This window comes from Rhizobium sp. YTUHZ045 (assembly GCF_051124255.1).
Lineage (GTDB): Bacteria > Pseudomonadota > Alphaproteobacteria > Rhizobiales > Rhizobiaceae > Rhizobium.
The window spans coordinates 888,180-900,264 of the sequence record NZ_CP101432.1 but is presented as its reverse complement, the minus strand read 5'-3'; the positions used below and the strand labels follow the sequence as shown (position 1 = coordinate 900,264).

Annotated in this window: 13 protein-coding genes and 2 pseudogenes; 7 read left to right on the top strand and 8 right to left on the bottom strand. The window is 61.6% G+C overall.

Features of this window, described 5'->3' with window-relative positions:
• Window positions 1-30 precede the first annotated feature (30 nt).
• The gene (locus NMA58_RS04435) at window positions 31-762 is read left to right on the top strand and encodes a sulfite exporter TauE/SafE family protein (RefSeq protein WP_183706347.1); all 732 of its coding nucleotides are present in this window, start codon (window positions 31-33) and stop codon (window positions 760-762) included.
• Between the two features lie 15 nt (window positions 763-777).
• On the opposite strand, the gene NMA58_RS04430 is transcribed toward NMA58_RS04435, so the two are convergent.
• A complete protein-coding gene (locus tag NMA58_RS04430) occupies window positions 778-1,122 on the bottom strand; it encodes a nuclear transport factor 2 family protein (RefSeq protein ID WP_221138819.1) in 345 nt (114 codons plus the stop codon).
• A 110-nt stretch (window positions 1,123-1,232) separates the two neighbouring features.
• Here NMA58_RS04430 and NMA58_RS04425 point away from each other — a divergent pair, with 110 nt between their 5' ends.
• Window positions 1,233-2,495 carry a multidrug efflux MFS transporter gene (locus NMA58_RS04425; protein ID WP_434712511.1) on the top strand — a complete coding sequence of 421 codons (1,263 nt, stop codon included), beginning with the start codon at window positions 1,233-1,235 and terminating at the stop codon, window positions 2,493-2,495.
• Here NMA58_RS04425 and NMA58_RS04420 read toward each other — a convergent pair.
• Complete coding sequence (locus tag NMA58_RS04420; protein ID WP_434712510.1) at window positions 2,457-3,074, bottom strand: TetR/AcrR family transcriptional regulator; 618 nt, start codon at window positions 3,072-3,074, stop codon at window positions 2,457-2,459. The genes NMA58_RS04425 and NMA58_RS04420 overlap by 39 nt on opposite strands.
• A gap of 117 nt (window positions 3,075-3,191) precedes the next feature.
• Between NMA58_RS04420 and NMA58_RS04415 the strand changes: the two genes are divergently transcribed.
• Complete coding sequence (locus NMA58_RS04415) at window positions 3,192-3,863, top strand: glutathione S-transferase N-terminal domain-containing protein (protein WP_097599875.1); 672 nt, start codon at window positions 3,192-3,194, stop codon at window positions 3,861-3,863.
• A gap of 12 nt (window positions 3,864-3,875) precedes the next feature.
• On the opposite strand, the gene nadE is transcribed toward NMA58_RS04415, so the two are convergent.
• Window positions 3,876-4,709 carry an ammonia-dependent NAD(+) synthetase gene (nadE, locus tag NMA58_RS04410; protein WP_430958754.1) on the bottom strand — a complete coding sequence of 278 codons (834 nt, stop codon included), beginning with the start codon at window positions 4,707-4,709 and terminating at the stop codon, window positions 3,876-3,878.
• A 230-nt stretch (window positions 4,710-4,939) separates the two neighbouring features.
• A pseudogene (locus NMA58_RS04405) lies at window positions 4,940-5,273 on the bottom strand (adenylate/guanylate cyclase domain-containing protein); the annotation flags it as partial.
• Between NMA58_RS04405 and NMA58_RS04400 the strand changes: the two are divergent.
• Window positions 5,272-5,394 (top strand): annotated as a pseudogene (locus NMA58_RS04400) (LysR family transcriptional regulator); the annotation flags it as partial. The pseudogenes NMA58_RS04405 and NMA58_RS04400 sit on opposite strands and share 2 nt — an antisense overlap.
• A 146-nt stretch (window positions 5,395-5,540) precedes the next feature.
• Here the strand turns inward: NMA58_RS04400 and NMA58_RS04395 are convergent.
• Window positions 5,541-6,980: a tetratricopeptide repeat protein gene (locus tag NMA58_RS04395; RefSeq protein WP_221127641.1), complete on the bottom strand. Its 1,440-nt coding sequence runs from the start codon at window positions 6,978-6,980 to the stop codon at window positions 5,541-5,543.
• Between the two features lie 86 nt (window positions 6,981-7,066).
• Between NMA58_RS04395 and NMA58_RS04390 the strand changes: the two genes are divergently transcribed.
• Complete coding sequence (locus NMA58_RS04390; protein WP_183706334.1) at window positions 7,067-7,342, top strand: DUF4242 domain-containing protein; 276 nt, start codon at window positions 7,067-7,069, stop codon at window positions 7,340-7,342.
• Window positions 7,343-7,639: 297 nt separating this feature from the next.
• Here NMA58_RS04390 and NMA58_RS04385 read toward each other — a convergent pair whose 3' ends face one another.
• Complete coding sequence (locus NMA58_RS04385) at window positions 7,640-8,527, bottom strand: branched-chain amino acid aminotransferase (RefSeq protein ID WP_430958752.1); 888 nt, start codon at window positions 8,525-8,527, stop codon at window positions 7,640-7,642.
• Window positions 8,528-8,578: 51 nt separating this feature from the next.
• On the bottom strand, window positions 8,579-8,782 hold the full coding sequence (locus NMA58_RS04380) for a hypothetical protein (RefSeq protein WP_434712509.1): 204 nt from the start codon (window positions 8,780-8,782) through the stop codon (window positions 8,579-8,581).
• Between NMA58_RS04380 and NMA58_RS04375 the strand changes: the two genes are divergently transcribed.
• Window positions 8,772-9,815 (top strand): zinc-dependent alcohol dehydrogenase family protein, encoded by a 1,044-nt coding sequence (locus NMA58_RS04375; RefSeq protein ID WP_430958751.1) that lies wholly within the window; start codon window positions 8,772-8,774, stop codon window positions 9,813-9,815. The two genes, NMA58_RS04380 and NMA58_RS04375, sit on opposite strands and share 11 nt — an antisense overlap.
• 165 nt (window positions 9,816-9,980) lie before the next feature.
• Here the strand turns inward: NMA58_RS04375 and NMA58_RS04370 are convergent, their stop codons facing one another.
• Window positions 9,981-10,904 (bottom strand): LysR family transcriptional regulator, encoded by a 924-nt coding sequence (locus tag NMA58_RS04370; RefSeq protein WP_434712507.1) that lies wholly within the window; start codon window positions 10,902-10,904, stop codon window positions 9,981-9,983.
• A gap of 260 nt (window positions 10,905-11,164) precedes the next feature.
• Between NMA58_RS04370 and NMA58_RS04365 the strand changes: the two genes are divergently transcribed.
• Complete coding sequence (locus tag NMA58_RS04365) at window positions 11,165-11,983, top strand: alpha/beta fold hydrolase (protein ID WP_434712505.1); 819 nt, start codon at window positions 11,165-11,167, stop codon at window positions 11,981-11,983.
• Window positions 11,984-12,085 lie beyond the last annotated feature (102 nt).

Here is a 12,085-nt window from a genome sequence, read left to right as displayed (position 1 = left end):
CTGATGCTACCGTTCGCCTGAGGGGACTGCATGACATCGGATATCTTCTTCTTCATCGCTGTCGGCTTCTGCGCGCAGATCGTCGACGGCGCGCTCGGCATGGCCTTCGGCGTGCTGTCGACGACGAGCCTGCTGGCTTTTGGGGTGCCGGCGGCCAATGCCAGCGCCATGACGCATGTGACGGAAATGTTCACGACGGCGGCATCAGGCCTGTCGCATGCCTATCATCGCAATGTCGACTGGCGGCTGGTGGCGCGTCTCGCCCCGGCCGGCATGATCGGCGGCGCGATCGGCGCCACTCTGCTTGCCAATATCGACGGCAAGGTGATCGAGCCCTTCGTGTCGGCCTATCTGATCGCGATCGGCCTCCTGATCCTCTACAAGGCCTTCCGACCGCAGATCAGGCGCGAGGTGCGCGACTGGGCCGTGCCGCCCGTCGGCTTTTGCGGCGGCCTGCTCGATGCGATCGGCGGCGGCGGGTGGGGTCCTGTCGTCACCAGCACGCTGATCGGGCGCGGCCATGATCTGAAACGGGTGATTGGCTCGACGAATTTCACCGAATTCGCGGTGACGCTGACGATTTCGATCACCTTCGTCGTGACGCTCGGCTGGTCTGAGCTCAATTCGGCAATCGGCCTCATCATCGGCGGCGTCATCGCCGCCCCTTTCGGCGCCATCCTCGTCAAGCGCCTGCCGGTGCGGGCGCTGATGGTGGCGGTCTCGATGGTCATCATCACGACGTCGGCGTTGCGGATCTTCTAATGCCCTTTCGGCGGGTCAGAGATTGCGGCCGAAATAGACCTCTACGGCGGCGATCCTGTCGCCGCGGAAACGAAGGCTTTCCATGTTGGCGAAGCTTCCGCCGTCCAGTTTTTCAGCGCGGTAGCGGACAGCAGCCTCATCGCCGTTTATCGCCAGGAACTCGATGTGGATCGCGCGGAAGAGCGGCTCCTTTGGCCAGCAGCGCTCGAAATAGGCGGCTCGATCGATATGATCGTCGCGCGGGCTGGAAAAGGTGAAATCCTCCGTCAGCATCGCGCCGGCAATATCCTTGCGGTCAGCGAGATAGGCGGCGTAGAGATCACGGACGGTCTGCTCCCGTGTCGGGATCATGGCGTTCATGGCATGTCCTCCGATTGACTGATTGCATTACGCAATCGGATATGTCCTAGCACTTTTCCGAGAAATGATCGAGATTGCGGCGCGATTGCGCTACAGGATCGATGCAAGGAATGACAGACACACAATGGGGCGCCGGGGTTAAGCTTGGCTCGATCTACTGGAAGCGCAACCTTGCCGTCTCGCTGATCGGCTCCTTCACCACGATCGTGGCGATGACGCTGCTGCTTCCCTTCCTGCCGCTCTATGTCGAGGAACTCGGCGTGACCGACCATGCGGCGATCGTGCAATGGTCGGGCATCGCCTATGGCGCCACCTTTCTTGCCGCGGCCCTCGTTGCGCCGCTCTGGGGGCGGCTCGGCGACATCTACGGCCGCAAGCTGATGCTGGTGCGCGCCAGCCTCGGCATGACGCTGGCGATTTCGCTGATGGGCATGGCCGGCAATGTCTGGCAACTGGTGGCGCTACGCCTGTTCGTCGGGCTTGCCGGCGGCTACTCCTCCGGCTCGATGGTGCTGGTGGCGACGCAGACGCCGAAGGACCGCTCCGCCTGGGCGCTCGGCGTGCTCTCCTCCGGCATCATGGCCGGCAATCTCGTGGGGCCGCTGATCGGCGGAGCTCTGCCGCCGATCATCGGCATCCGCGGCACGTTTCTCGCCGCCGGCGGCATGATCTTTTTCGCCTTTCTCGCCACCACCTTGCTGATCAAGGAGGAGAAGTCGCCGGATCGCCGCCAGGCGGCCAAGGCGAGCGGCGGCTGGAAATCCATCGCCGACAGGCGGCCTGTTATCGCCATGCTGGCGACCGGCATGCTGCTGATGCTCGCCAATATGTCGATCGAGCCAATCATCACCGTCTATGTCGCCGAGATCGTCCCCGTCGAAGCGCAAGTGACGATGATATCCGGTCTCGTCATGTCGGCTGCCGCCCTCGGCAGCATTCTTTCGGCCTCCTGGCTCGGCAGGCTCGCCGACAGGATCGGCCACTGGCCGGTCATAGCAGGCGCGCTCGCCGTCGCGGGCCTGCTACTGATCCCGCAGGCCTTCGTCACCAGTTCCTGGCAGCTAATTCTCCTGCGTTTCCTGATGGGTGCAGCCCTCGGCGGGCTTCTGCCCTGCATCGCCGCCGTCATCCGCCATAGCGTGCCCGACAGCGCCGCCGGCAGCATTCTCGGGCTTTCGGTCTCCTCGCAATATGTCGGCCAGGTGGCCGGCCCTGTCCTCGGCGGTTTCGTCGGCGGGCATATCGGCATGCGGGCAGTTTTCCTCGGCACCTCGCTGCTGCTTGTCGCAGGCGCGGCCTATGCCTGGGCGGTGCGGCCGCGGGAGGTTAAGACATCAAACATGCGCGCTTCCGCAGATCAGCTCGACGCCTGAGCGGGCGATCGCCTCCAGCGTTTCGCGGCTGTCGCCGGCGCGGGCGCGCACGGCAAGCGAATGCATGACGGCGGAAGCGAGCCTTGCCAGCGCCAGCGGGTCGGCGCTTTCGGGAAGCTCGCCCCTTTCAACGGCAATGCGCATGCGCTTTTCGATCTCACCGTCGAAATCGTTCAGGCTGCGGCCGAGCACCTCGCGAACACGCTCATGTTCGACAGCCTCGACCGAAGCGGTGCCGATCAGCAGACAGCCGCGGGCGGCGGTTTCGCCATGCAGATAGATCGCCAAAGCACCGGCATAGACGCGCGCGAGATTGTCGCGCAGCGGCAGCGACGGATCGAGCGCCTGCTTCAGGACGTCCATGCCATCCTGCCGATAGGCCTCCAGCGCATCGAGATAGAGGGCCTCCTTATCGCCAAAGGCGCCGTAAAGGCTTGGGCGGTTGAGGTTGGTCGCGGCACTGAGATTGTCCAGCGAGGCGGCGGCAAAGCCCCTGTCCCAAAAGACATCCCGCGCCTTGCCGAGCGCTGCCTTGGCGTCGAAGGCCCGTGGGCGGCCGCGCTTCTTCTCATCCTTCATATTTGTACCACTTCGCAATAAATTCTTGACGAAGGACATTTTATGCGAAACAGTACAAATGTCCAATCATTACGGCGGGCGGAATCTCGCCGCCTCCGCAAACAGGGGAAACCGACGATGAAACTCTATATGCACGCCGCGGCCTGCTCGCTTTCGCCGCACATAATCTGCCGGGAGCTGGGACTCGACATCGAGCTCGTCCAGGTCGACCGGAAAACCCACAGAACAAGCAATGGCGAAGATTACCTTGTCATCAATGGCAACGGCTATGTCCCTGCGCTGATGCTCGACGACGGGAAGGTACTGACCGAAGGACCGGCGATCGTGCAGTTTCTGGCGGAAGGCTCGGCCCTGCTGCCGGAAGTCGGCGACATCAGGCGCAACGAGGTTCAATCCTATCTCAATTTCATCACGGCCGAACTGCACAAGCCGATGGTGCTGCTGTTCAATCCGATCTATTCCAGCGTGCATGAGGAGATCCGCGCGCTGATCTCGAAACGGCTTGCCTGGCTGAATGACCGTTTCACCGCACCCTACCTTACCGGCGATGCCTTCACCGTGGCCGACGCCTATCTATTCGTCTGCCTCAACTGGTCGCCCTGGATCGACATCGATCTGAAACAATGGCCTGATCTGCACGGCTTCATGGCTCGTGTCGCGGCGCGTCCCAAGGTGCGCGAGGCGCTGCAGGCGGAAGACCTTCAGGCGTTCGATGCCGACGGCGTCTATTTCGCCCCGCAAGCCTATCTTGCCTCGGCCGGACGGGCGGGCGAGCCAGTACGGCCGTAGCGCCGGCCGCTCTCAGAGTGCGTTGACGGCAACCGGCAGGGCGCGCTTATGCGCCGTCGCCCGATAGGCGGCAAGGATCCGGCGGCGAGCAATCTCGCCGACCGGCTTGCCTTCAAGAAAATCGTCGATCTCGTCATAGGTGACGCCATAGGCCTCCTCGTCGGGACGCAGCGGCCGCTGATCCTCGAGATCGGCGGTGGGCACCTTGAACACCAGATCGTCCGGCGCGCCGAGCCGCTTGGCCAGCAGTCGGACGCGGCGTTTGTTGAGCCCGGCAAGCGGCAGGATATCGGCCGCACCGTCGCCGAACTTGGTGAAGAAGCCCATGACGGCCTCGGCGGCATGATCGGTACCGATCACCAGCGCACCGAGCGCGCCGGCCAGCGCGAACTGGGCGATCATCCGCTGACGGGCCTTGATGTTGCCGAGGATAAAATCCTGCCGGCCGGCATCGGCGAAAGCGAGGCCGCCGTTTTGAGCGGCGGCCAGCATCGCATCCGCCGCCGCCTTGATGTTGACCACCATTGATCGGTCGGCGCCGATCGTGGCAAGCGCCCGCTCCGCATCGGCCTCGTCCACCTGGACGCCATAGGGAAGGCGCACGGCAATGAATTCTGCAGAGTGGCCGCTGTCGCGCAGCTCCCGCACGGCCTTCTGAGCGATGAGCGCCGCCGTCAGCGAATCGACGCCGCCGCTGATGCCGAGCACATAGCCGCGCATGCCGGAAGCGACGAGATAATCCTTGAGAAATTCGGTTCGCCGCTCGATCTCGTGCTCGGGATCGATCTCGGCGGCAACGCCGAGCTCGCGGATGATCTCGCCTTGTTCGTCGGACAGCACGGTCATGGGTCGTTTCCTCGGTGTTATGGAGTTCGCGGGCACTATGGCGGAAAGATGTGGGAAGGGTAAGTAAGAGGCCTCCTTCGCAGCTGCCGACTGCCCCTCTAACCCTTTCCCCGTAAATGGGGAGAAGGGACGTGCCCTGCGAGAGGTTGGTGGGGACGGCGAGATTGCGGCATGGTCCCCTTCGCCCCGCTTGCAGAAGGTGCCGGCAGGCGGATGACGGGCGGACGCGCCTACCTTGCGATCGTAAACAGCTCCACCGGCTCAACAAATCCCTTCAGCCGATGGGCTCCGACGGAGACGGCGTCCACTGCCCCCGCCTCTGTGCGGAACGGCGCCGACATCAGCATGGCCTCTCCCAACTCACTGCAGCCGGTCTGGATGCGGCTGAGCAGATTGACGTCGCGCTGATCAGGGTGAAGTCGAGACGGTTGCCGGAGCCGATATTGCCGTAGCTGACCTCGCCGTATTGCAAGGCGGTGCCGGCCTCCACGCCGATGCCTTCATATTGGAACGGTCGATCTCATCGAGAATGGCGCTGGCCGAGGCGAGAGCGGCGCCGCAGGACGACTACCGGCCGGTCGAATTCAGCATCAACGCCGTCTATCCCAACCGCAGCCATCTGGCGACGAAAGTACGACTGTTCATCGATCTGCTGGCGGAGAGATTTGCGGAGAATCGGAAGTAGATGACCTGAGGGGCAGTCATCGGGGCTATGGCTGCCCTCACAGCAAGAAAATTGCCCCTCACCCTAACCGTCTCCCCGCTCGCGGGAGAGCGGATGTGCCAAGCGAGAGGCGGGCGGGGAACGGAACGGTCGCGGAATATCCCCTATCATCTCGGCGAATGGTTCGATTGCGGGCGCTGCACATTTGCGGGCGATCTGCATTCACCGGCCCGCAACGCTTCCGCAAGGCGGAAATGACGATTGGCCGCTTCCGCGTCGCCTTTTGCCTGAGCGAGCAGAGCCAGATTGTAGTTCGTTCCCGGGTCGTCCGGTTTCAACTGGAGAGCGGCGAGGTAGTGGCGCTCTGCCGCGGGCAAGTCCCCGATCTCGTGAAGCAGGACGGCGAGATTATTATGGGCCTCCACATAGTTCGGCCTCGCACGAATGGCGGCGCGGTACTCTTCCTCCGCCCTACGCTGATCACCCGGTTCGAGCAGCATGGCATAATTGTAATGCGCCTCTGCGTAATCGGGCTGATGCTCCAACGCTCTCACATAATGGGCTTCTGCACCTGCCGTATCTCCCATCCGCTCCAAGAAGACGCCGTAGTTGTTATTGGCCTCGGCGAAGGCGGGTCGGAGACGAAGGACTTCCCGGTATTGGCAGTCGGTCTGAACCGGATCGTCATTCGCCTCGAGAAGGCCCGCATATCGCAGACGAGCATCCACAAAGTCGGGACGAAGGCGAATGGCGTCACGATAATGCATTTCCGCGCAGCCTATATCTCCCATTTCCTGCAGCAGGATCGCATAATTATAATGGCCTTCGGGATAATTCGGCCAAAGGCGGAGCGCCTCCTGGTAATGCTCGGCGGCTTCGACGGCGTCACCCAGCCTTTTCAGAAGAATTCCGAGATTGTTGTGAGCCTCCGGGTATGTGGCGCGGAGTTCCAGTGCCCTGCGATAGCAAAGCAGTTCGTCCTCCACCGCACCAGCACTTCGCGATCCGAACCCGACCCCTCTCAGGAACCAGTCCTCCGCGGTCATTTTGTCCTCGGGCCTTGCGGCAAGTGCGGCCTGGTCGACGGACACCATCCTGTAGAGCTGGCGACAGGCCAGAAAGTCGCCTTTGAGCTCGAAACTTCCAGCATCCTGGAAATTATAAACGGGAAGGTCGATAAGCTCGAGAATAGTCTGTGAGATAAACAACGAGTCCGGGTCGGCGCTCGCTTCCACACGCTTCGCGATATTGATAGCCCGGCCGATCCACGCGTCGTCGTCTGAAATCCGGTAGCATTCGCCGAAGTGGCAGCCCACGCGGATGGGAAGATCATGCCCGTACTGAGATGCGGCCAGAGAACGGCGGCGTTGCTTCCAATACGCGATAAGCTTCAGCGAGAAGTGAACCGCGACGTCCGCGGATTCGAAAAGAAAAAGGTGACCATCCCCCGTGAAGTTTTCATGCCGCCTGCCGTACTGGCTGGCCAGGGACTGCGACAGGTAGCGATATTCCGTGACGATTTCCGCTGCCGCATCCCGTGAGACATTGTTCCAGACCGCGGAGTGGCGGACGAGATCGGTGAAGATAACGGCGAAGTAGATACTCATTTCGTTTACCGCCGATCGGCGCTATCATCTTACAAAGTGAGCGCATCGAGGTTGAACTTCATCCAGTACACAGAAGGAAACCCATCATGCCACAGTATATGGTCGAAAGACACTTGCCCGGCATCACTCCGCAGCAGCTTTCAGCCGCCGCGGCACGCGCAAAGGTCGTCACTGCTGAAATGACCGCACAAGGCAAGCCGGTCAGGTATCTGCGCTCGACCTTCGTGCCATCGGAAGAGAAATCTTTCTGCCTATTCGATGCGCCTTCTGCCGAGCATGTCGAGGAAGCAAACCAGATCGCGCAAATTCCTTTGCAGCGTATTATCGAAGTCCAGCACATTGCTGCCGACGATCTGGCCTGAGATACTATTTTCAAAGGATCGACGGTCGCGACCTGCGAAACGCGGTCCAACGGGTTGAGACCCGTGGCTCGACCCACGCCAAGGTATTGGCAGGCGGATGAGGCGCAGACTTGAAACTTACCAGCTCGGACCTCCCATGCCCTACGCTTGCGCTTGGGACGTTCGCGGCTGCAATCAATTCACTGGATCGATTGCTCCCGCTTCGCCGGACCTCTCCGGCCCTGCGCTTGCGCTCCGGGCGTTCGCAGTTGCAATCGATTCACCGGATCGATTGCTTCGGCTGCGCCGAACCACTGCTCACTCCTCGCTCTCACTCCTTCCATGGGCCCAGTCCATGTAGAGTTCCAGCGCCTTGCGGGTGACGGGACCTTCCTGGAAATTGCGGTCGTCGAGGCGAGTGACGCCGACGACCTTGGAATAGTTTCCGGTGGTGAAGATCTCGTCGGCCTGCATGAAATCCTCCACCGAGAGCGTGGCTTCCACAACGTCGAATCCGGCCTTGCGCAAGAGGCCGATGACGCGGGCGCGGGTGATGCCGGCGAGGAAGGTGCGGTTGGCGGCCGGCGTCATTACCACGCCGTCGCGCACCAGGAAGACGTTGGAGGAGGCGGTTTCGACGACGTTGCCGTTGAGGTCGCGCACCAGCGCATTGTCGAAGCCGCGGCTGCGGGCCTCGGCGATCATGCGGCCGCTGTTCGGATAGAGCGAACCGGTCTTCGCCTCGGTCATCGCCGTTTCCGGCGAGGGACGGCGATAGGGCGAAACGGTGAGGCTGGTGCCGCCATGGCCGCCCATCGGCGCCTCGAACAGGCAGAGCGCGAAGCGGGTCGATTCGGCATCGACGGAGACGACGCTGCCGGGCGAACCATGTTCACCCCAATACATCGGCTTGATGTAGATCGCCGTGGCGCCATCGAATTTGGCAATACCCTCCCAGGCGAGTGCGGCGATTTCCTCGGCCGATTTCACCGGCTTCAGGCCCATGGCGAGGGCGGAACGGTTGACACGCTGGCAATGCAGGTCGAGATCCGGCGCGATGCCGTCGAACCAGCGGGCGCCGTCGAAGACCGAGGAGCCGAGCCACATGGCGTGCGAGGTCGGCCCGATCAGCGGCGGATTACCGGGGAGCCACTCCCCGTCGACATGAGTCCAGGTGGTTGAACGCGGTGATGTATCGACGGCCATGCTGCCCTCCCTATCAAATCGGGAAAGCAAAAGCCGCAGCGGCAAGCCCGGTCAAGGACAAATCCAGGTGGGAAATGCGGAAGCAAGAAAAATGCCGGACCACACCGCCGGGCCGCAATATTCGTGCGCGGCGACGCGAGCTTCGGCGATGGGTGCATCAGCAAAAATGATGGAATGAATGTTGGATCGGCCAGCTGCCGCATGCGATGATGATGAACCGCGGATAGCTGCAAGGAAGACGCCGATGAAAGCCATGTTCTACGAAGCCTTCGAACAGGCGCCCGAAATCCGCACCCTGCCCGATCCCACGCCTTCCGAAGACGGCGTCGTCATCGCGGTCGGCGCAAGCGGTCTCTGCCGCAGCGACTGGCACGGCTGGATGGGCCACGATCCCGATATCCGCCTGCCGCATGTGCCGGGACACGAGCTTGCCGGGCGGGTCGTCGCCACCGGCCGCGGCGTCATGCGCTTCAAGGTCGGCGACCGGGTGACCGTGCCCTTCGTTTCCGGCTGCGGCCATTGCGCCGAGTGCCATTCCGGCAACCAGCAGGTCTGCCCGAACCAGTTTCAGCCGGGCTTCACCCATTGGGGCTCCTTCGCCGAATATGTGGCGATCGATTATGCCGACACCAATCTGGTGCACCTGCCCGATTCGATCGAGGACGCGACGGCAGCAAGCCTCGGCTGCCGCTTCGCCACCTCGTTCCGCGCCGTCGCCGACCAGGCGCGCACCGGGCCCGGCGAATGGATCGCCGTGCATGGCTGCGGCGGCGTCGGCCTGTCGGCGATCATGATCGCCACCGCACTCGGCGCCAATGCGATCGGCATCGACATATCGGAAGAGAAACTCGCCTTCGCGCGCGAATGCGGGGCGGTGGCGACGGTCAATGCGTCTGAAGTCACCGACGTAGCCGAAGCGGTGCGCGAGATCACCAAGGGCGGCGCGCATGTCTCGATCGACGCGCTCGGCCACCCCGCCACCTGCTTCAATTCGATCAAGAATCTGCGCCGGCGCGGCCGGCATGTGCAGGTGGGGCTGATGCTCGGCGAATACGCCACCCCGCAGATTCCGATGGCGCAGGTGATTGGCCACGAACTGGAAATCTACGGCAGCCACGGCATGCAGGCCTGGCGCTATGACGCGATGCTGGCCATGCTTTCGGCCGGCAAGATTGCCCCGCAGAAACTGATCGGACGCCGCGTCAGCCTCGAGGAGGCCGTGCCGGCGCTGATGGCTCTCGACAAGGCTGAGGCGACAGGGATCAGCGTGATTACGCGGTTTTCATAGGGAGCGTTTCCCCCTCCCGGCTGGGACGAACACGAGAGGAAGCGATAACTTTCCCGGAACGACCAATGACTCCTTTGGGGCCGCTCTTTGACCGGAAAAGTCGAGAATGCGGAACAAAATTCGGAAGCACCCCAACAAGCAGAAATCGGATGAGCTTGATCTCTGCTATGGAACCTCAGCATAGCGGATGATGCTCTGATTTTGGACGTTGGCGACTAGTTCATCAGAACGAGACAAAAATCGGCGGAGCAAAGGCGAGGAATTTGAATCGTTGTATCCTAAGGCGAGATCAATTGTCGGAGGCACACCCTCAAGTGCTCTAGCAACGACATTTGGCGTCAGCATATTTTGCGCATAAAGCGGAATAAGCGTTATTCCACCTGTAGACACGACGAGCGACATTGCTGATGGTAGGACTTCGCCTTCGTACTCTGCCTTGAGTGTGATCCCAACGTTCGACGCGTAATCTTGGATCACGGATTGCAATACGGGAGAAATTCTAGCGGAACTGACGTAAGTTTCGCGGGCAAGGTCCTGCGGCCGGATCTTTTTGCGCGACGTCAAGCGATGGTCCGCCGGCAGCACGGCGATCAGTGGCTCCTTTGCTAAAAACTTGAAGGACACACCAACACTCTGCGTCTCGGGGCGAAGGAAAGCGACGTCCAGCTTGCCTCGCATCAGTGCCAGAGCAAGGTCCGGGGAAGACTGACTGGACAATATGATTTCAACCTCCGGCGCTTCCTCACGAATTATGCGCAATGCATGGGGTAGCCACACGACCTCTTGCCCTGCGAGAAAACCGATAATGAACGACTGCTTTTCCGGCCGTTCTGCCCGCCGGGCCCCTTCCGCAGCCGCCTCGACTTGCAATAACGCCAGCCGCGCGTGATCGAGAAAAACTTTGCCGGCGGCGGTGAGCGTCACGCCGCGCGACTGCCGTTCCAACAATTTTACACCGACTTCCGTTTCCAGATCGCGAATTTGCCTGCTGAGTGAGGGCTGGGAAGTGTGAAGCCGCCGCTCTGCTGCGGTCAGCAAGCTTCCCTCCTCCGCAACAGCAACAAAATAGCGCAAATGCCTGAGTTCCATTGGGCCCTCGCTATACCTTTAAGGCATAGCTCGAACGTAGAAGGTATTTGTCTTTGATAAAAGGGGAATTTAACTATCGTCGCAATTTCTGGATATAATCGAACCCGCCTCACCGAAGTACTTCTCAACCAACTCTGTCCAATCGGAGAGGAAACGCTAAATGTCGAAAGAGCCTATTGCAGTAGCTCGTCGATGAATGGCTCTAATTGATTGATTATGATCTTCAAATTAATGTTTAACCGCGCAGATGGAGCGACGCGATGCCTACAATTACAACCACGGATGGCGTAAACATCTTCTACAAGGACTGGGGCTCAGGCCAGCCGATCGTTTTCAGCCACGGCTGGCCGCTGTCGGCGGACGACTGGGACGCCCAGATGACCTTCTTCCTTCACCACGGCTACCGGGTAATCGCCCACGATCGGCGCGGCCACGGCCGGTCCGACCAGCCCGGCACCGGCAACGACATGGACCACTGGGTTGCCGACCTCGCGGCCCTGACCGAGCACCTCAACCTGCGGGACGCGATTCACATCGGCCACTCCACAGGTGGCGGTGAGGTGGCTCGCTATGTCGCCCGCCACCCGGAGCGCGTCGCGAAGGCAGTACTGGTCGCTTCCCTGACGCCGAACATGTACCGGAGCGGGGACAACCCATCCGGTCAGCCGTCGGAGTGGTTCGAAGCGATCCGCGCGGGCGTGCTGGGCAACCGGTCGCAGTTCTTCCGGTTCGTCCCTGAAAACCCGTTCTACGGCTACAATCTCGACGGGGCCGAGCCTTCGGAGGCGATCATTGCGAACTGGTGGCGCCAGGGCATGGCCGGTGGTGCCCTGGCTCACTACGCGACCGTCGACTCTTGGCTGGAAGATTATACCGAAGACCTCAAGAAGATCACCGTGCCAGTGCTGGTGATGCATGGTGAGGCCGATCAAGTCGTCCCCTTTGCAAGTTCCGTGCCGCGTGCGGTCGACCTGCTCAAAAACGGGTCGCTGAAGACCTATCCGGGCTACCCCCATGGCATGCTGACCACACATGCAGATGTCCTCAACCCCGACCTGCTCTCGTTCATCAGGTCTTGACGACATCGACCGGACCGCGGCCGTCACCCAACGTCGGCCGGACGATCTGTCACCCGGAGTGCCGGGTGACACCTGTCGCCATCGACATGCCGGCATCGCTGG

Excerpts from the sequence above, each read along its gene's own strand:
- NMA58_RS04415 (WP_097599875.1), top strand. The coding sequence starts at position 3,192 with ATGAAACTCTATATGCACGCCGCGGCCTGCTCGCTTTCGCCGCACATA.
- NMA58_RS04395 (WP_221127641.1), bottom strand. The coding sequence starts at position 6,980 with ATGAGTATCTACTTCGCCGTTATCTTCACCGATCTCGTCCGCCACTCC.
- NMA58_RS04385 (WP_430958752.1), bottom strand. The coding sequence starts at position 8,527 with ATGGCCGTCGATACATCACCGCGTTCAACCACCTGGACTCATGTCGAC.
- NMA58_RS04435 (WP_183706347.1), top strand. The coding sequence starts at position 31 with ATGACATCGGATATCTTCTTCTTCATCGCTGTCGGCTTCTGCGCGCAG.
- NMA58_RS04425 (WP_434712511.1), top strand. The coding sequence starts at position 1,233 with ATGACAGACACACAATGGGGCGCCGGGGTTAAGCTTGGCTCGATCTAC.
- NMA58_RS04420 (WP_434712510.1), bottom strand. The coding sequence starts at position 3,074 with ATGAAGGATGAGAAGAAGCGCGGCCGCCCACGGGCCTTCGACGCCAAG.
- NMA58_RS04430 (WP_221138819.1), bottom strand. The coding sequence starts at position 1,122 with ATGAACGCCATGATCCCGACACGGGAGCAGACCGTCCGTGATCTCTAC.
- nadE (WP_430958754.1), bottom strand. The coding sequence starts at position 4,709 with ATGACCGTGCTGTCCGACGAACAAGGCGAGATCATCCGCGAGCTCGGC.
- NMA58_RS04390 (WP_183706334.1), top strand. The coding sequence starts at position 7,067 with ATGCCACAGTATATGGTCGAAAGACACTTGCCCGGCATCACTCCGCAG.
- NMA58_RS04365 (WP_434712505.1), top strand. The coding sequence starts at position 11,165 with ATGCCTACAATTACAACCACGGATGGCGTAAACATCTTCTACAAGGAC.
- NMA58_RS04370 (WP_434712507.1), bottom strand. The coding sequence starts at position 10,904 with ATGGAACTCAGGCATTTGCGCTATTTTGTTGCTGTTGCGGAGGAGGGA.
- NMA58_RS04380 (WP_434712509.1), bottom strand. The coding sequence starts at position 8,782 with ATGGCTTTCATCGGCGTCTTCCTTGCAGCTATCCGCGGTTCATCATCA.
- NMA58_RS04375 (WP_430958751.1), top strand. The coding sequence starts at position 8,772 with ATGAAAGCCATGTTCTACGAAGCCTTCGAACAGGCGCCCGAAATCCGC.